14 protein-coding genes and 1 tRNA gene are annotated in these 18,184 nt (G+C 45.5%); 10 read left to right on the top strand and 5 right to left on the bottom strand.

What is annotated here, in order from left to right:
• Positions 1–15: 15 nt before the first annotated feature.
• Positions 16–1,008 (bottom strand): isoaspartyl peptidase/L-asparaginase family protein, encoded by a 993-nt coding sequence (locus OO016_RS05280; protein ID WP_266011420.1) that lies wholly within the window; start codon positions 1,006–1,008, stop codon positions 16–18.
• Positions 1,009–1,052: 44 nt separating this feature from the next.
• Here OO016_RS05280 and OO016_RS05285 point away from each other — a divergent pair, with 44 nt between their 5' ends.
• The 3 genes from OO016_RS05285 to OO016_RS05295 all read left to right on the top strand — a co-directional run bounded on the left by OO016_RS05285 (position 1,053) and on the right by OO016_RS05295 (position 3,449).
• Positions 1,053–1,778, top strand: coding sequence for a copper homeostasis protein CutC (locus OO016_RS05285; protein WP_266011422.1), 726 nt, complete (start codon positions 1,053–1,055; stop codon positions 1,776–1,778).
• 53 nt (positions 1,779–1,831) lie between these two features.
• Positions 1,832–3,070, top strand: a complete 1,239-nt coding sequence (locus OO016_RS05290) for a metallophosphoesterase (protein ID WP_266011424.1) — start codon at positions 1,832–1,834, stop codon at positions 3,068–3,070.
• An 82-nt stretch (positions 3,071–3,152) separates the two neighbouring features.
• Positions 3,153–3,449 (top strand): thioredoxin family protein, encoded by a 297-nt coding sequence (locus OO016_RS05295; RefSeq protein ID WP_266011426.1) that lies wholly within the window; start codon positions 3,153–3,155, stop codon positions 3,447–3,449.
• 62 nt (positions 3,450–3,511) lie between these two features.
• Here OO016_RS05295 and OO016_RS05300 read toward each other — a convergent pair whose 3' ends face one another.
• Positions 3,512–6,811 carry a glycosyltransferase family 117 protein gene (locus tag OO016_RS05300; protein WP_266011427.1) on the bottom strand — a complete coding sequence of 1,100 codons (3,300 nt, stop codon included), beginning with the start codon at positions 6,809–6,811 and terminating at the stop codon, positions 3,512–3,514.
• 168 nt (positions 6,812–6,979) lie between these two features.
• Here OO016_RS05300 and OO016_RS05305 point away from each other — a divergent pair.
• The 3 genes from OO016_RS05305 (at position 6,980) to OO016_RS05315 (ending at position 9,580) form a co-directional block, all read left to right on the top strand.
• Positions 6,980–7,051 (top strand) — tRNA-Gln (locus tag OO016_RS05305).
• A gap of 184 nt (positions 7,052–7,235) precedes the next feature.
• A complete protein-coding gene (locus OO016_RS05310; RefSeq protein WP_266011428.1) occupies positions 7,236–8,492 on the top strand; it encodes a S8 family serine peptidase in 1,257 nt (418 codons plus the stop codon).
• Between the two features lie 206 nt (positions 8,493–8,698).
• Positions 8,699–9,580, top strand: a complete 882-nt coding sequence (locus OO016_RS05315; RefSeq protein WP_266011430.1) for a sugar phosphate isomerase/epimerase family protein — start codon at positions 8,699–8,701, stop codon at positions 9,578–9,580.
• A gap of 39 nt (positions 9,581–9,619) precedes the next feature.
• Here the strand turns inward: OO016_RS05315 and OO016_RS05320 are convergent, their stop codons facing one another.
• Both OO016_RS05320 and OO016_RS05325 read right to left on the bottom strand, forming a co-directional pair.
• A complete protein-coding gene (locus OO016_RS05320; RefSeq protein ID WP_266011432.1) occupies positions 9,620–10,327 on the bottom strand; it encodes a VIT1/CCC1 transporter family protein in 708 nt (235 codons plus the stop codon).
• Positions 10,327–11,571, bottom strand: a complete 1,245-nt coding sequence (locus OO016_RS05325) for a cation:proton antiporter domain-containing protein (RefSeq protein WP_266011434.1) — start codon at positions 11,569–11,571, stop codon at positions 10,327–10,329. The genes OO016_RS05320 and OO016_RS05325 overlap by 1 nt, the downstream gene beginning before the upstream one ends.
• Before the next feature lie 206 nt (positions 11,572–11,777).
• Between OO016_RS05325 and rimP the strand changes: the two genes are divergently transcribed.
• Genes rimP through infB form a run of 3 tightly spaced genes read left to right on the top strand, consistent with a single transcriptional unit; the run spans position 11,778 to position 16,128 of the window.
• The gene (gene rimP, locus OO016_RS05330) at positions 11,778–12,239 is read left to right on the top strand and encodes a ribosome assembly cofactor RimP (RefSeq protein WP_266011967.1); all 462 of its coding nucleotides are present in this window, start codon (positions 11,778–11,780) and stop codon (positions 12,237–12,239) included.
• 10 nt (positions 12,240–12,249) lie between these two features.
• Positions 12,250–13,482, top strand: coding sequence for a transcription termination factor NusA (nusA, locus tag OO016_RS05335; protein ID WP_266011436.1), 1,233 nt, complete (start codon positions 12,250–12,252; stop codon positions 13,480–13,482).
• A 42-nt stretch (positions 13,483–13,524) separates the two neighbouring features.
• Complete coding sequence (gene infB, locus OO016_RS05340; RefSeq protein WP_266011438.1) at positions 13,525–16,128, top strand: translation initiation factor IF-2; 2,604 nt, start codon at positions 13,525–13,527, stop codon at positions 16,126–16,128.
• A gap of 41 nt (positions 16,129–16,169) precedes the next feature.
• Here the strand turns inward: infB and OO016_RS05345 are convergent, their stop codons facing one another.
• Positions 16,170–16,589 (bottom strand): SPOR domain-containing protein, encoded by a 420-nt coding sequence (locus OO016_RS05345; protein WP_266011439.1) that lies wholly within the window; start codon positions 16,587–16,589, stop codon positions 16,170–16,172.
• Positions 16,590–16,795: 206 nt separating this feature from the next.
• Between OO016_RS05345 and OO016_RS05350 the strand changes: the two genes are divergently transcribed.
• Entirely contained in the window at positions 16,796–18,169 is a 1,374-nt protein-coding gene (locus tag OO016_RS05350; protein ID WP_266011441.1) for a c-type cytochrome, read from the top strand.
• Positions 18,170–18,184 lie beyond the last annotated feature (15 nt).

Here is an 18,184-nt window from a genome sequence, read left to right on the forward strand (position 1 = left end):
CTCCAATCGAAAATATTAAGCCGGGACATGGCTGTCTGAAGTGGTGTTCATATGTCCTGCCGGGGAATAAGTTCTGTATGTAAAGCCTGGCTGAATGCAATAGGCTCCTACTTCTCCTTTTTTGTTTATGGCAATAAATCCAATCTGGAAATCGAGCTTTCCTTTGTTTTTTTCAATGATACGCTTTACTCCTTCTTCACAGGCTTCCTGAGGTGATTTTCCCTGCCGCATGAGCTCTACAATCAGGAAACTGCCCACAGTCCGCACTACCTCTTCGCCCACACCGGTGGCTGTAGCTGCACCCACTTCATTATCCACAAATAATCCGGCACCGATAATCGGGGAGTCACCCACCCGGCCAGCTAATTTGTAGGCCATTCCGCTGGTGGTACAGGCCCCGGACAGATTTCCATTATTGTCAATAGCCAGCATCCCGATAGTGTCGTGGTTTTCGATATTGATTATTGGCTTGTACTGAGCCGTTTCCTTCCAATTTTCCCATTCCTGCCTGGATTTTTCAGTAAGCAGATTCTCCAGTTGAAAGCCTTTTTCAACTGCAAATTTCTGAGCCCCCTGGCCAGCCAGCATAACGTGAGGAGTTTCCTCCATGACCTTTCGCGCCACGGAAATGGGATGTACAATATTCTGCAAATAAACTACCGAGCCACAATTTCCTTCGTGATCCATAATACAGGCATCCAGGGTTACATTCCCGTCGCGATCCGGTCTGCCCCCTTTACCAACACTCTGGTTGGAAACATCGGCTTCCTCCATGCGCACACCCTGTTCTACGGCATCCAGAGAATTACCTCCCTTTTCCAATATTTCCCAGGCCCTGCCCGTGGCGTTGGGTACATCCCAGGTGGCAATAACAATAGGTTTTATAGCCTTAGTACTTACTGGGATTTCCTTCTTTTCGGAGGGGTTTGCGCAGCTGTTGACTATGGATGCCGAAATCAATCCCGCGGCACCCAAACCGGAGTTTTTTACAAAATTTCTTCTTTTCATCTCGGGAGGTGATTACATTTAGGATGTGTTAAAGATACATAAATATGATAGTGGAAGTTTGTGCAGCCTCACTGGATTCGGCATTGAGTGCCGGGCGGGCCGGGGCAGACAGGATTGAACTGTGTTCTGAGCTTGGAGTAGGGGGTATTACCCCTTCCATGGGGCTTTTTAAGGAAGTAAAGGCCCGCACATCCCTTCCGGTGCATGTATTGATCCGTCCCAGAAGCGGGGATTTTGCTTACACCGAGGCAGAATTTGAAGTGATACTGGCCGATATAGCCCTGTTCAAGTCGAGTGGAGCAGAAGGTATTGTCTGTGGGATACTGCAGAAAGACCATGTGCTGGATACAGATCGAACCGAAAAAGTTCTGGAGGCGTCTGAAGGGCTTTCGTTTACTTTCCACAGGGCCTTTGACTGGGTTCCGGATCCGATGCAAACTTTTCAAACCCTCCAGGATATGGGGGTTAACACCTTGTTGAGTTCCGGAAAAGCCAAAGGTGCGCCAATGGGGCTACCTCTTTTAAAAAAGATGCACAAGTGCTCCAGGGCCACAACGGTAATGCCAGGTGCCGGGATAAGGCCCAATAATATCCGGCAATTCATTGAAGCCGGGTTTAAAGCACTGCATTTATCCGGTGCCGTTATGCAAAATAACAGTGAACCACACCACGGCATAAGCTTGATGGGCGGTGGTTTGTTATCCGAAACCGATATAGCAACTGCAGATTACGAGGTATTGCGGGCTGTAGTGCAAAGCGTTAAAGAATAGCTAAAGAGATTTAGCCGAATCGGGTTAAACAAATATCTTTGTAAAAAAAGGGCATGCTGCGCTGGATTGTATTTATTGTCGTTTACCTGGTTATGGGTTTTTATGCCCTTCAAGCCCTTAAGACCGTTACCCGATTCCCATATGTGTATTACGCATTTATGGGTTTGTCCCTTCTGGTCATCGGGAATTTTGTTTATCAGTTTACAATCGGAGAAGAGGCAGGCCGTGTACTGAGCCGTCCCAAGAGTTATGCTTTTGGGTTCCTGCTGGCCATGATTACTTTTAAGATTATCACTATTGGGTTTCTATTTTCGGAAGACCTTTTTCGTTTCCTGGCCGCGTCCTATCAAAAATTTTTTGGGGGTTCCGGAGAGTTTAGTCTGCCTACGAGGAGGAGGTTCCTCAGCCTGATGGCCATGGGAATTGCGGCTATACCTTTCGGAGCATTGTTGTATGGCATGTACAGGGGTAAGTACAACTTCCAGGTATTGAAATACGAGATGGAGTTTGATGACCTCCCTGAGGCTTTTGACGGATACCAGATCACCCAGATCTCGGATGTACACAGCGGTAGTTTTGACAATCGGGAGAAGATAGAATACGCTATTGACCTGATCAACAAACAGCAGAGCGATGCCATATTTTTTACCGGGGATATGGTCAATAACAAAACGGATGAAATGAAGCCCTGGGCAGATTTGTTTTCCCGGCTTAAGGCGCCAGATGGTATATATTCCATACTCGGGAACCATGATTATGGGGATTATATTCCCTGGGATACGCCAGAGTTGAAGCGGCAGAACCTGGAGGAACTGAAACAGCTTCAGCGGGATATGGGTTTTGATTTATTGCTCAATGAGAGTCGCTACCTTCAGAAAGGTTCCGAGCAGCTGGCACTGATAGGGGTTGAGAATTGGGGGCGTGGTGGTTTCAAAAAAGCAGGTGATCTGGACAAGGCTACAGCCGGTGTTAGATCTGAAGATTTTAAGATACTGTTGAGCCATGATCCATCGCATTGGGAAGATGTTGTTATTCATCATCCCTATCACTTTCACCTTACCCTGAGTGGACACACCCATGGGATGCAGTTTGGTATTGAAATCCCGGGATGGGTAAAATGGAGCCCTGTGAAGTGGCGCTATAAATACTGGGCTGGGATTTACGAAGAATTGGGGCAGTTCATAAATGTCAACCGCGGGTTCGGATTCCTTGGTTATCCCGGAAGAGTGGGTATATGGCCTGAAATAACGGTTATCACCCTGAAAAGGAAATCCAGTGTAGCCGCTGCCTGATCTCCGAAATCACAAATTATTGGCCCTAACTGTATTATTCACATTTTTTCTTACTTTTGAACGGTAATCCAACGTTATTTCTATGTCGAAATTTGGAGAACTCATCGATCTGAACATCCCGGTACTTCTGGATTTTTATGCAGAATGGAATGAGCAATCTACTTCCATGCACCCAGTTCTTAGGGATGTAGCAGCAGCCCTTGGCGATAAAGGGAAGGTTATTAAGATTGATGTGGATAAGAACAAGGAGCTTTCACAGGCGCTCCGTATCAAGGGCCTGCCCACCTTAATGATCTACAAGAAAGGTGAGATGGTCTGGCGACAAAGCGGTGAGCAGGATGCCAATACCCTGATAGGGATCCTGAATGAATACGTTTAAGAACCACCCGTACCTTTTTATATTTTAAGCAAGGTTACAGCAGTTAGCTTTTTGGGGTAGCCTTACTCTGGCAAAAGACTGTCGGTGCCTGTTCCTTCTTCCGGGGCAACTGTATCCGGTACTTGGTCCCAGCTTTCCTCTTCGAGAAGTTCATTCTGGTAAAAATGGCTGAACATATCAATGGTTTCATTGAAAACCTGGGTTTCCACCTCGGCCATTTCCCGGTCATCATTATCAATAAGGATATCGATATTGCGCCGGTAACCCTCCATGTCGGCAATTATCTCCTCAATTTTATCGTATTGTTCATCCAGTGGAATACCAGCATAATATTCCAGTCGATCCTGATAAATGGCCTTTAGCTTTTTAAAGAGCGCCCGGGCCTTTTCGGTTTCCCCAACCTTGTAATATCCATCTACAAAAGGTTCTACAAAGGTGTAGTAACCATAATGTTCCACTGGGAGGTTGGTCATGGCAATGTCGATGATCTCACGGGCCTTGTCTATTTTATTCTCACTGATAAGAGCTTCTGCAAGGCGTGCCAGGTTGCCCCGGAAAGAGAGGCCCTGAATACGGGTTTGCGGGTCGTGATATATGTCAGGGCTACCTGAATTTCCCCAATCCCATTGGGTTACCACCTCGTACATGCGCTCTGTGTCTATACGACCCATTTCATAAGGACTTTCATTGACCGTCTTAATAGGAACGAGCTTGTAGGCGAGGCCCTCCAGTTGCAGATATTCTTTCATCCAGATATACTCGGCCTTGTCAAAACTTCCACCGGAAAAATAAATGGGCCTTTCCCAGTTGTTGTTGGCCAGGATGTCCAGCATCATGATACGGTTTTTAGGCAGTGCTGATGGAAGGTCTATGTCTATGTAGTCCACAATAAGTGCAGAATCCTTTGCTTTTACCAGTCCGCTTTTCAGCACATTTTCCTTATTAACAGGAACCCTGATTTTGTTGGTAGGGTAATAGACCAGATCCAGAGTGCTTTCCGGGTATTCGCTCAAATCCCGACCCTGCTTTTGTAGAATATACCTCAATTTGGATTGTGGTTTGTTATCAGCTATCCAATCCATAAAATCTCTTATATCCCAACGCTGATCCGTTAATTCCTGGTGGTATATCACGTCCCTGTTTCCGTAACGGTACAATTCATGGGTGAGTTGGGATGGGATGGGATCACTTTTGTACGCCTTTCGCTTCATCTGGTCTACATACCAGTCTGTAGCAAACAGGCTGGTGCAGATAATGCGCACATCCTGCCTATGCCCTTCAATTTCCTGAACATACCAAAGTGGGAAGGTGTCGTTATCGCCTATGGTGAATAGCATGGCACCCACATCTTTTTCGCAGGAATCCAGGTATGCCATTGCGCTTGCCCTTGCGGTATACCGACCGGATCGATCGTGGTCGTCCCAGTTTTGAAATGCCATTACCCCCGGCACGGCAAGAAGGCAAACAACCAGAACTGCCGGGGCAAGAATTTTAGGGGTTAGGTATTTTTTAAACTCCTCAAAAAGGCCGTAAACCCCGATGCCAATCCAAAGGGCGAAAATGTAAAAAGACCCTACCAGGGAATAATCCCTTTCCCGGGGTTGGAAAATGTAGGGATTGGTATAGAATTGAATGGCCAGCCCAGTAAACATAAAAAACACAAAGAGTACCCAAAAATGCCTGGGGTTCTTTGAAAGCTGGAATACCAAACCAATTACACCCAGAAGCAGAGGCAGGAAGAAGTAGGTATTGCGCCCTTTGTTGTTCATTACATCCTCCGGAAGATTGTCCTGGCTTCCCAGACGCAGGCTGTCTATAAAGTTAATGCCACTGATCCATTCGCCATTGCCATTGTATCTCCCCTGAATATCATCTTTCTTACCAACGAAGTTCCACATGAAATAGCGCCAGTACATATAGCCGAACTGGAACTGGAACATATAGCCCAGATTGTCCCAAAGGGATGGTGGTTGAACTTCCAGATATTCCCCGAATTGCCTGAGGAAACTGATGTACTGGGTTTCATCGATCTCGCCATTGGCCAGTCCGTTTTTCACCTGTGCAGCAGCCCTCCTCAATTCTTCATTGGAAGATTTTAAGCGGAAATCAAGAGGGCCAAAATACTTCATGTAATTCTCGGCGTGCTGTTCACTCCACATACGAGGTAATATGCCGCGGTGAGCCTCATTAGGCCCCTGCATAGCATCTTCGTAGTTGTTAACGATGACGTATTTTCCCAGGGCCTCGTCCTTTTCGTATTTAGGCTTGTCGTCCTTGTCTTCGCCCGGAGGTGCAAAGAGGTTTGAGTAGTAAGTGCCGTATACCGGGCTGTCTACTCCCGGGTATTGCTCCCTGTTGTAGTAAGCCAGCAGGGACCTGGCATCCGATGGGTTGTTCTCATTAACTACTACATTGGCATTGGCCCTGATAGGCAGCATTAGCCAGGAGGAAAAGCCCAAAAACAAAAAGAGGGCGCACAGCACCAGGGTATTGGCAATGCGATAATTATTTTTTCGGGTATATCGTAGCCCAAAATAAAAGGCCGCAGCAAAAAGCAGTCCCATGATAATGGTTCCGGAATTAAACGGGAGTCCAATACTATTGATGAAAAATACTTCACTCCAGCCAAAGAGTTTCAACACATAGGTCAGCGAAAACTTGTAGACCAACATCAGTACGGCAATGACCAGTATATTGGCAAGCAGGAAGTTTTTGACAGTGGTTGTTTTATAGCGCTTGAAGTAATAAAGCAGACCAATGGAAGGGATGGCCAGGAATCCCATAAACTGTACCCCAAAAGTTAGGCCCACTACAAACGAAATCAGGATAAGAAAGCGATTGCCCCTGGGATGGTCCAGGTTGTCCGTCCATTTAAGCCCAAGCCATAATAGCAAGGCCATAATAAAACTGGCCATCGCGTAAACTTCTGTTTCCACGGCATTGAACCAGAAGCTGTCCGAATAGGTAAATGCCAGGCTTCCCACCAAACCGCTGCCCAGAACAGCTATTGCATGACTGTTGGTAAATGAAACATTTGAAGGTATCATTTTGCGGACCAGGTTGGTTATGGTCCAGAACATAAATAATATGGTAAAGGCGCTGGAGGCCCCTGATACGTAATTCACCATGCGCGCAACCTGATCTGCCTCAAGTGCAAACATGGCGAAAAAGGCACCGATCATTTGCAGCAATGGGGCACCAGGAGGGTGACCTACCTGCAATTTGGCTGAGGTGGTGATGTATTCACCGGCGTCCCAGAAGCTACCGGTAGGCTCTACGGTTAATCCGTAGGTTATCAGGGCTATAAAAAAAGTAACCCAGCCTAAGCGGGTTTCCCATTTCTCAAAATTCTTTGCAAACATCTATGTTCCAATTTACAGGTCGAAGCGAATTTACTAATTATAAAATTTAACCCCGGTTATTTTTCTAAAACCTTTAACAGCAATGGCGGTAGTGTTACCCGTTTTATCTCTCCATTTTGTTTGTGCAAACAAAAGAATGTTTTAAATTTGTCCGCTCTAATGAGAGATTGGCCTATGGTGTAATTGGCAACACTACTGATTTTGGTTCAGTCATTCTAGGTTCGAGTCCTAGTAGGCCAACAAAAACCCCGCAAATTTTGCGGGGTTTTTGTTTTATACCCTGCCCTCCTTTTCATATTCTTTATTTTTCCATTTTCATTCCTTTTTTACACCGGATGATGAACAGTGAAAAATATGGGTCACTTAAGTTCAATTCTTAAAATTTTCCTAAATTCAACCAAACACAAATTAAACCTTAACTATTATGAAGCAGACTTTTTTAAGGCGTATGGTTCTGATTGCCGGTGCAGGTATGTTTTTATTTTCCTGTTCGGACGAATCTGTCATTCAAGACGACAACCTTGATTTACAAAATGTATTTGAGCAAGACATAGAGGCCACTGTAGTACAACAGGGCAGTTATGTTATAGAAGGATCCTACATTGTTGTTTTTGACCAGAAGGTCACCGGAGATGTAGGTGCGAGATACGGTGCGGATTACAATGCAGCCAAAGCAGCGGTAAAAGAAATGGCAACAAAGATTTTTGATGGTTTGCAGATGAGGGGTGAAATTATCGAGCATGTTTACAGTAAAACGTTAACCGGGGTTTCGGTTAGACTTTCTGAGGAACAGGCAGCAGAGCTGATGGCCGATGAAAGGGTGGCCTATATTGAAAAAGACCAGATGTTTACCCTCGCACCCCCGCCTGGAAGAGGACCGGGAGGTGGAGGCGATGGCGGTGGTTCTGCAGCCCAGGAAAAGCCCTGGGGTATAACACGGGTCAACGGTGGAGCAACATATACCGGTAATAATGTTGCCTGGATTATAGATTCCGGAATTGATTCTGGCCATGAAGACCTCAACGTTGATGTAAGTCGGGGATTCAATGCCTTCAGCAAGGGCAAAGATTCCGATCTTTCAGCTGATGGTAATGGACACGGCACACACGTTGCAGGAACTGTTGCTGCCATTGATAATGAAGTTGGCGTGGTTGGCGTTGCGGCGGGAGCTACAGTTATTCCTGTAAAAGTACTGGACAGCCGCGGAAGTGGTTCTTATTCCGGTGTAATAGCGGGGATTGATCATGTGGCTGCCAATGGTAGTAATGGGGATGTGGCCAATATGAGTTTAGGTGGAGGCTATTCGCAAGCTGTTAACGATGCTGTAGAAAGCGCTGCCTCTACCGGGGTTAAATTTGCCCTGGCTGCAGGTAATGAAAGTACAGATGCAAATACCCGGTCTCCGGCATCTGCCAATGGATCAAATATCTACACTATTTCGGCAATGTCTCAGGGAGACAACTGGGCATCTTTCTCAAACTACGGCAATCCCCCGGTAGACTACTGTGAACCCGGTGTATCCATTAAGTCAACCTGGAAAGGTGGTGGGTACAACAGTATAAGCGGTACTTCAATGGCTGCTCCCCATGCTGCAGGCCTACTGCTTTTAGGGAATATTGGAAACGGCGGAACAGTAAATGGTGATCCGGATGGCAATGCGGATACCATAGGTGTAAACTAACATAATAGAGAAAGGTTATTAAGGCTTCTGAAAAGGAGCCTTTTTCTTTGTAATAGCCCGGGAACAACCCCAGTAACTTATTAATGGAAAATGTAGCAAAAAAGCAGTATCTTTCTGCCCCTTAATTAAAGAACTCATGGAGTATCCTCTGAGTTATGATAAAGGATTAAGCTGAAGCAACATTAATCCCATTTAGTCCATTTACAATGAATTACGATACCAGAATTTCAAGAAAGGCCACTTTTTATGGCGTGTTTTTAGCATTTTTAATATCTGTAGCTGTCAATGCACAGGAAAGATTTGGTGGACTGGCACTTTATACAGTAAGGGCGGAAATGAGTAAGGATCCGATCGAAACGCTGGAGAAGGTAGCCGATGCTGGTTATGCCTACGTTGAGGCGGCCAATTATTCGGATGGTAAGTTTTATGGTATGTCGCCCAGTGAATTTAAGGCGCAGTTAAAAAAACTTAAGCTGAAACCACTCAGTGCGCATCAGGGAAGTGTAACCCTGGAAAATGCCGATACCATGATAGCAGATACAAAAGCAGCAGGCTTCCAGTATTTCGTTGTCCCTATACCCCCAATGGGAATGTTTAAATATGACCGCGAAGCGGGAAAGATGGGCATGGAAGGAAGCGTGGAAAACTTAGCGGAAATCCTGCAGATCCTGGGTAAAAAATGCAAAGAAGCTGGAATTAAACTTTTATATCATAATCACGACTTTGAGTTTATGGCCGATGAAAATGGGGTTGTTCCCATTGATCATTTATTAGAGAATCTGGACCCTGAAATTGTTAACTTCCAGATGGATTTGTATTGGGTGACTAAAGCGGGTGCAGATCCATTCGCTTATTTTGAAAAGTACCCTGGTCGTTTCAAGATCTGGCATGTGAAGGATATGGACGAACAGGGCAGATTTGCCCCCGTAGGCACAGGGACAATAGATTTCGAAAAAATCCTCAAGATGAAATCAAAGTCGGGCATGAAATACTACATGGTAGAACAGGACAGGACGTTTGATGGTATGAAACCACTGGAAGTCATCAAAATCAGTCATGAAGGAATCCGTGAATACGGGTTTAACTAGAAGGAATGCTGCACTAATTACATGTTACAGGTTTACGGATCAACTCAATAGTTGCTCTAGCAAATAGCCAACGAAGTAGGCTACTACCGCGGCGATGGTTCCCAGACTTACCGTTTCTGATATGCCTTTCAGGATACGGGTCTGATTAACAACGGCTTTTAGCCAGCCTATGATAAAAAAGCCCATAGCCGTGAGTGTTGAGGAGATAACAAATAGGTTTTTGTCTATGGGGTTCAGGTAATCCAGCACAAAAACGGCAAGGGGAATAAGCCCGATCAGTAAAAACGAAATATAAGTTATCCCACCAATCCACAATGGGGACTTCATGGGTCTGTTCATCTGAAGTCCCTCCTTCATTTTCACATCTATCCAACGCTCTTTGTCCCGCGTAATTAAATCCACCACCTTATTGAGCAGCTCACCTTCAAATCCCTTCAGGGAATAGATCCTCCGAATTTCTTCTTTTTCCACTTCGTGCACCGTTTCCATGTTCCTGGCAGCCTGAGCCCTGTGCTTATCAAAGTTGTCCTTTTGTGTTTTGGCAGAAAGGTATGCTCCTACAGACATGGCAAAACCATCTGCCAGTAGGTTTGCAAAACCCAGGATAATAATGACAGAGCTATCCAGGCCTGCCCCCACAGAACCGGCGACCACGGCAAATGTAGTTACGCTGCCATCCATGCCGCCGTAAACGAACTCCCCAAGGTAGGGTTCCAGTTTGTGTATCCGGCTTCCTTTCATCTCCATTATTCTTCTTCTTCAACTACCTGGTTGGTTATTTCAAGATCGATGACCTCTCCTGTTGCTGGTTTTTTGCGACTCCGGATCATTGCCCAGGTCATAATTACACTGGTGCCAATAATTATAAAAAGCAATATACCCTGATCGAAGGCCGCTACCTTGGCTTCTTCTGGTATGGCATAAAACAGTAAAACTGTAATAAGCCCTCTGGGTGCGATAAAAAGCTGGGGAAATATATCCTTGCCGTAAAATGTGCGTAGCAGAACAAATCTGATCCCGTAAATGGAGGTCAGGATCAGAATACTGATCAGCAATACCCGTATACTTAACAAAGAAGAAAGGATAATGGTAATTCCAAATACTACGAAGAAAAAGGTGCGTACCACAAAAGCGCTTTCCAGGGTAATTATATGTAGTTCCTTATAGATCTGTTTGGCGCGGTCTTCCTTTAAGTATTTCTTGAGAGGTCCGGCAAAGAAAAGTTTCATATTGGCAATAACCAGTCCAAATATAAGGATGATGATCAGGGAAGAAAGGTGGAACTTTTTACCTATTGCATAGAGCAACAGCAATACGGCAATTAGGAGGAATTGTTTTGCCTGGGATTTAATTCCCTGGAATATGAGAATGATAACGTAACTGGCAATGATGGCTATTACAATGGTCAGTAAAATGCTGCCGGCAAACCCGGCCACCCCGGTACCTTCTTCCGGATTGAGTTGCCCGATTAGGAAATAGAAAAGAATGATCCCGGCAATATCCGAAAAGGTACTCTCATAAATATGGAATTCCCTTTTTTCCTCCCTCAACCTCGTCACACTGGGAATAATGATAGCACTCGACAATATGGAAAGAGGCGTGGCATACACCCATGCCTGAGGTATGCTCATCTCCGGGATGAGGGAATGCAGGATTAGCGCGGCAATCCAGGCCGAAAGACCAAGCCCCATGAGGGCAATCGCCATGGATTTCAGTAAAACCCAGATTTTGTCTTTTCGCAACTCCAGTTCAAGGGAGGCCTCCAGTACAATCATGATAAGTCCTACTATACCGAGGACTTCAAGTGCGGGAAACAAATCAGGGAGCTGGTCTACAAAAGCTTTTGCCACATACTGCAGTACAATGCCCAGCACAATAAGCATCAATACAGAAGGGATATTGGTTTTGCGGGATAGCCCGTTGAACCAGAACGATAGGATCAGGATGACCGAGGCTTCAATGATCAGGTTGTATGAAGAAAAAATATCCATGTTCCTGGTTTAAGCAGGTGAACAGCCTGTGTGCAGTACAATAAATGTACTATTAAATTGGCGAACACAATTTAAAAAAGTTAGGTATTGATTTAGCGGTGGTTATGAATCGGTTTTTCATAAAAAATATTGTATATTTGCGCCACTGAAAGGATAGTAATGTATTCATGAGGGGACAATAAGTCCCCTCTTTTATTACAGAAATGATATTGAAGGAGAAAGTAGCCCGTTTGTTAGAACAGGAGCTCAGCAACAGCCCCTCACTTTTTCTGATCGATCTTAAGGTAACACCTGACAATTCCATAAAGATTGTGATCGATGGAGACGAAGGTGTGACTTTGAAGGATTGTGTTGCTGTTAGCCGGGCAATTGAACGGGAACTGGACAGGGAAGAAACTGATTTTTCTCTGGAGGTTACTTCAGCCGGTGCTACAGCCCCGATAGTCAACCCCAGGCAGTACCGGAAAAACATTGGGAGGAAGCTGTCCGTTAGGACGGCGGAGAGCAAGTTTGAAGGAAATTTGTCTGAGGCGGATGACAAACGGATTGTGCTGGAATGGAAGAGCAGGGAACCCAAGCCGGTAGGCAAGGGAAAGGTAACCGTTTTGAAATCACAGGAGATCCGGATAACGGAAATTAAAGAAGCAAAAGTAAAATTGAATTTTTAATAAGTAGGACATGGAGAATATTGCATTGATTGAATCTTTCTCGGAATTTAAAGACGATAAGTTCATCGACAGGGTGACACTTATGGCTATTTTGGAAGATGTATTCAGGAATGCTTTGAAAAAGAAGTTCGGATCCGATGATAACTTTGATATCATCATTAACCCTGATAAAGGGGACTTGGAAATTTGGAGGAACCGTGTGGTTGTTGAAGATGGAGAAGTGGAAGATCCCAATGAAGAAATTGCTCTGAGTGAAGCCCGCAAGATAGAGCCTGATTTTGAAGTCGGGGAAGATGTGTCTGAAGAGGTTAAGCTGGTAGATCTGGGCCGCAGGGCTATCCTCGCGCTTAGGCAAAACCTGATTTCAAAGATTCATGAACATGACAATACCACTATCTATAAGCAGTTTAAAGATCTCGAAGGGGAGATATACACTGCCGAGGTACACCATATTCGGCACAAGGCGATAATCCTCCTTGACGACGAAGGCAACGAGATTATTTTGCCGAAGGAAAAACAAATTCCTTCAGATTTCTTCAGAAAGGGAGATAATGTGCGCGGGATCATTGAAGCGGTAGAGCTTAAAGGGAATAAACCTTTGATCATTATGTCCAGAACCTCACCTATATTCCTGGAGCAATTGTTCTTCCAGGAAATCCCAGAGGTGTTCGACGGGTTGATCACTATCAAAAAGGCAGTGCGCATACCTGGCGAAAAGGCCAAGGTGGCCGTGGATTCCTATGATGATCGCATAGATCCGGTTGGTGCCTGTGTAGGGATGAAGGGATCACGGATTCACGGTATTGTTCGTGAATTGGGCAATGAAAATATTGATGTTATCAACTGGACCAACAATCCGCAGCTCATGGTTACCCGTGCACTTAGTCCGGCACGTGTTTCTTCGGTTAAACTGAATGATGAGAACATGACCGCGCAGGTTTACCTGAAGCCAGAGGAGGTTTCCAAGGCTATTGGTCGTGGAGGACATAACATCCGGCTCGCAGGTCAACTTACTGGTTATGAGATCGATGTATTCAGGGAAGGGGTTGAAGAAGATGTGGAATTGACAGAATTTTCAGATGAGATTGAAGCATGGGTTATTGAAGAGTTCAAGAAAATCGGGCTGGATACAGCGCGAAGTGTTCTTGAGCAGGATGTGGATGACCTGGTAAAACGCACTGATCTGGAAGAGGAAACCGTCCTGGATGTAGTACGCATCCTCAAGGAGGAGTTTGAAGATTAAACTATATATTAGCACAGAATTTTAGAGAGGTAAAGCATATTTATGGCAGAAGGCGCAACAATAAGGCTTAATAAAGTACTTCGGGAACTCAATATTTCGCTGGACAGGGCGGTTGATTTCCTTGCATCCAAAGGACACGATGTGGATGCAAGGCCAACAACCAAAATATCCGCAGAGGTATACCAAGTCCTTTTGGATGAGTTTCAGACGGATATGACAAAAAAAGCTGCCTCCTTGGAAGTTAGTGAGGAGAAGCGAAAAGAAAAAGAAGCCTTACGATTGCAATTGGAGCAGGAACAGGAGGAAAAACGTCTTGCCAGGGAAAAGCGCGCAGCAGCGCGGGAAGTGGTAAAGGCCAAAGTTGAACTTAGCGGACCTAAAAAGGTTGGCAAGATCGACCTGGATAAAAAACCAGAACCTCCCAAACCTAAGGAAGAAGCGCCAGCCCCGGAAAAGAAAGTAGAGAAAGAAAAGCCTGCTGCCAAAAAAGAGGAGGTTGTTAAGGAAGAACCCCAGTCTATAGAGACGCAATACCAAAAATTATCGGGCCCAAAGATCATGGGCGATAAGATAGACCTCTCCAAATTCGAAAAACCGAAGAAGAAGAAAGAGGAGGCTTCGGATGCTGATAAGAAGGAAAGGAAAAAACGCAGGAAACGTATTGTTAGCAACAGGGATGCCGGAGGAGGTCGTGCCAAAGGCGGAAAGAAAGGACAGCGTTTCACAGCTCCAAGGGTAGAGCCTACCGAAGAAGAAGTACAAAAGCAGGTGAGAGAAACCCTGGAAAAGCTTCAGGGCAAATCCAAAAAAGGAAAAGGGGCCAAGTACCGAAGGGACAAAAGGGAATTGCACCGTCAGCAGACGGAGAAAGATCTCGAACAACAGGAATTGGAAAGCAAGATCCTCAAGGTTACAGAGTTCGTAACCGTAGGGGAGGTGGCCACCATGATGGAAGTGCCCATCACCGATATTATTTCAGCCTGTATGTCGCTTGGCATCATGGTTACCATGAACCAGCGGCTGGACGCTGAAACCCTGTCTATAGTTGCCGATGAATTTGGTTATGAGGTTGAATTCGTTAAGGCAGATATAGAAGAAACCATTGAAGAGGAGGAGGATGATCCGAAAGACCTGAAACCGAGAGCTCCTATTGTTACAGTTATGGGGCACGTGGATCACGGGAAAACATCCCTCCTGGACTACATTCGTCAGGAAAATGTAATTGCCGGTGAAAGCGGGGGTATTACCCAGCATATTGGAGCTTACGGCGTTAGCCTGTCAAGTGGACAAAAAATTACTTTCCTGGATACTCCGGGTCACGAGGCCTTTACGGCCATGCGTGCGAGAGGTGCCCAGGTTACGGATATTGCGATTATCGTGATCGCTGCAGATGACGATATCATGCCGCAAACCAAAGAAGCGATCAGCCATGCTCAGGCAGCTGGAGTTCCCATTGTATTTGCGATAAACAAGATCGATAGACCAACCGCTAATCCGGATAAGATTAAGGAAGGGCTGGCCAATATGAACCTGCTCGTGGAAGATTGGGGTGGGAAAATCCAGTCCCATGATATTTCCGCCAAGACAGGGGAAGGTGTGAAAGAACTACTTGAAAAAGTCTTGCTGGAGGCCGAACTCCTGGAGCTGAAGGCCAACCCGGATAAACTGGCCAGCGGTACGGTTGTTGAAGCTTTCCTGGACAAAGGAAGGGGATACGTGTCTACCATCCTGGTTCAGGCCGGTACGCTCAAAATAGGTGACTATGTGCTTGCAGGAACCTGTAGTGGAAAGATCAGGGCCATGCAGGACGAGCGAGGCAAAACGGTTAAAGAGGCAGGACCCTCCACGCCGATTTCCATACTTGGACTTGACGGAGCACCGCAGGCCGGTGATAAGTTTAATGTGCTGGAAGATGAAAAAGAGGCCAAGCAAATCGCTGCCAAGAGGAGCCAGTTGCAAAGGGAGCAAGCCGTACGTACCCAAAGGCATATTACTCTGGACGAAATCGGAAGGCGTATTGCCCTTGGGGAGTTCAAGGAATTGAATATAATCCTGAAAGGGGATGTGGACGGTTCAGTTGAAGCCCTGACAGATTCCTTCCAGAAATTGTCGACCGATGAAATACAGGTCAATATCATACACAAAGGTGTTGGTGCTATAACGGAATCGGATGTGCTTTTGGCATCTGCTTCAGACGCCATAGTGATCGGATTTAATGTTAGACCGATGGGCAATGCCCGGGATATAGCCGATAAGGAAGAAATTGATATCCGAATTTATTCCATTATATATGATGCCATAAATGATCTTAAAGATGCTATGGAAGGGATGCTTTCTCCAGAGATGAAGGAGGAAATTACCGGAACAGCAGAAATAAGGGAAACCTTCAAGATTTCCAAGATCGGCACTATTGCAGGATGTATGGTAACTAGTGGTAAGGTGTTCCGCAACTCACAGATTCGCCTCATCCGTGATGGGGTAGTGGTATACACTGGCGTACTGGCGTCTCTCAAGCGATTCAAGGATGATGTAAAGGAGGTCTCCAAAGGCTACGATTGCGGACTGCAGATCAAAAACTACAATGATATCAGGATTGGAGATATTGTTGAAGCCTTCCAGGAAGTAGCAGTAAAGAAAACCCTCTAAACCTTACTTCAATCTGAAAAGTAAAAAAAGCAGCAGGGCCTTTAGTTCTGCTGTTTTATCATGCGCGTTTCTGACTCCGGTTTGAGAATTAATGCTGCGGGGTATTTCTTCCGTACTTCGATGAACCTGCGTTCGGCTTCCAGTTTAGTTCGGAACTGTCCAATACGCACCCTGTAGGTTGGAGAATCAAAAATAATCTGTGGAGTCCACTCGGGAAAATCAATCTTAACCAGATCTTTAAGCTCTTCAGCTTCTTCATAATTTCCAAACCCCACTTGTATGGTATAGTAGGCTGAACGAGCATTGGCAGTTTTGTAAACTTGCATCAGCTGATCGATCTTTGGATCCTGCTCAATGGTAACCACACCCTGCTGCGCATAGGCAAAACCGCTGCAGCCAGCCAGTAGCAGAAAGAATAACAGTGTGTGTTTTTTAGCCGTTTTGTTTTGATATTTAGCCATGTGACAAAAGTAATGGATTAGCCTAAAAATAAGGGAAAAACATGTTATTTAGAATAATTATAAATTAGAAGTTATCAAGAATTTAACATTTTCAGAATAAAGTCAATGTTGTATTTTTGACGACAATTTGAACGCCGAGGAATTACGCGTTTTTTCGATATCCACCGTAATAATCGTGCCAAGATTTCGATAGAAACAAATCCAATATGAAAAAGGTTTCATACCGCAATCAAATCCTGACCCTTTTCGGTTGTACTTTTACCTTCCTTTTACTCTTTTCTACCTCCCTGTACGCTCAGGAAGGCGAGGCTGAAACGGCTGCTGTTGAAGAACAGGCCGCTGACGCTTCCGGGGGAGATGCTGCAAAAGGAAAACAATTGTTTAATCAGAACTGTGCGGCCTGTCATGCCCTGAACAGGAAAATGACGGGACCTGCTCTGGCAAACGTTGAGGCCAGGCTTGCAGAAGAAGAAGGATTGGACAAGGAATGGTTGTATTCCTGGATTAAGAACAGTGCCGGAATGATCAGTTCCGGAGATGCTTATGCCGTCCGTATCTACAACGAGTACAATCAGGCGGCCATGACGGCTTTTCCTACCCTGTCCAATGCAGATATCGATGATATTCTCGCTTATACGGCAGCTCCTCCTCCCGCCCCTGCAGCTGCCACTGCAGCAGCTCAGACAACAGATGGGGCAACGGGGGATACCGGTATCAGCAATGAGCTGATCCTCGGTGCCCTGGTAGTGGTTTTTGCCTTGCTGGTGATGATGCTCATCCTGGTAAACAATACTTTGAGGAAAATTGCGGAGGCCAATGGTGTTGTCCTCGAAAAAGCAAAAGCCGAAAAGCGCATGCCTCTTTGGAAGGCCTTTGCCAAAAACCAGTTTCTGGTGCTGGTTTCCAGTATCTTCCTCTTACTGGCAGCGGCTTATTTTGCCTACGGCTGGTTTATGCAGGTTGGTATTGATCAGGGGTATGCTCCTATCCAACCTATACATTATTCTCACAAGATCCACGCAGGCGATAACAAAATAGAATGTAAATATTGTCACTCTTCAGCAAGAGTTTCAAAGCATTCCGGAATACCTTCCCTTAATGTGTGTATGAATTGCCACAAGTCTATCTACGAATACACAGGCAATCCTGAGGGCCCGAGCGCTGAAGACCTGGCCAAAGGGTATACCAACGAATTCTATACTGCTGAAATCAAGAAACTGTACAAGGCTGTAGGATGGGATGAGGAAAATCAGCGCTACACCGGTGAATCACAACCTGTTGAGTGGGTGAGGATCCATAACCTGCCAGACCTGGCGTACTTCAACCATGCGCAGCACGTTACTGTGGGCGAAATCGAATGTCAAACCTGCCATGGTCCGGTCGAGGAAATGGAGATTATGTACCAGTACGCTCCGCTTACAATGGGTTGGTGTATAGAATGTCACAGGGATACCAACATAAAGGTTGAGGACAACGGGTATTACGAGAAAATTCACGAGGCACTATCCAAGAAATATGGTGTGGACAAACTTACAGCAGCACAAATGGGTGGCCTGGAATGTGGTAAGTGTCACTATTAAGATAAAAGCACAAGA

It is taken from the genome of Lentiprolixibacter aurantiacus (genome assembly GCF_026241225.1).
In the GTDB taxonomy this organism is placed as follows: domain Bacteria; phylum Bacteroidota; class Bacteroidia; order Flavobacteriales; family Flavobacteriaceae; genus Lentiprolixibacter; species Lentiprolixibacter aurantiacus.

Coding starts and splice junctions, on each gene's coding strand:
- OO016_RS05280 (WP_266011420.1), bottom strand. CDS start 1,008: ATGAAAAGAAGAAATTTTGTAAAAAACTCCGGTTTGGGTGCCGCGGGA.
- OO016_RS05285 (WP_266011422.1), top strand. CDS start 1,053: ATGATAGTGGAAGTTTGTGCAGCCTCACTGGATTCGGCATTGAGTGCC.
- OO016_RS05290 (WP_266011424.1), top strand. CDS start 1,832: ATGCTGCGCTGGATTGTATTTATTGTCGTTTACCTGGTTATGGGTTTT.
- OO016_RS05295 (WP_266011426.1), top strand. CDS start 3,153: ATGTCGAAATTTGGAGAACTCATCGATCTGAACATCCCGGTACTTCTG.
- OO016_RS05300 (WP_266011427.1), bottom strand. CDS start 6,811: ATGTTTGCAAAGAATTTTGAGAAATGGGAAACCCGCTTAGGCTGGGTT.
- OO016_RS05310 (WP_266011428.1), top strand. CDS start 7,236: ATGAAGCAGACTTTTTTAAGGCGTATGGTTCTGATTGCCGGTGCAGGT.
- OO016_RS05315 (WP_266011430.1), top strand. CDS start 8,699: ATGAATTACGATACCAGAATTTCAAGAAAGGCCACTTTTTATGGCGTG.
- OO016_RS05320 (WP_266011432.1), bottom strand. CDS start 10,327: ATGGAGATGAAAGGAAGCCGGATACACAAACTGGAACCCTACCTTGGG.
- OO016_RS05325 (WP_266011434.1), bottom strand. CDS start 11,571: ATGGATATTTTTTCTTCATACAACCTGATCATTGAAGCCTCGGTCATC.
- nusA (WP_266011436.1), top strand. CDS start 12,250: ATGGAGAATATTGCATTGATTGAATCTTTCTCGGAATTTAAAGACGAT.
- infB (WP_266011438.1), top strand. CDS start 13,525: ATGGCAGAAGGCGCAACAATAAGGCTTAATAAAGTACTTCGGGAACTC.
- OO016_RS05345 (WP_266011439.1), bottom strand. CDS start 16,589: ATGGCTAAATATCAAAACAAAACGGCTAAAAAACACACACTGTTATTC.
- OO016_RS05350 (WP_266011441.1), top strand. CDS start 16,796: ATGAAAAAGGTTTCATACCGCAATCAAATCCTGACCCTTTTCGGTTGT.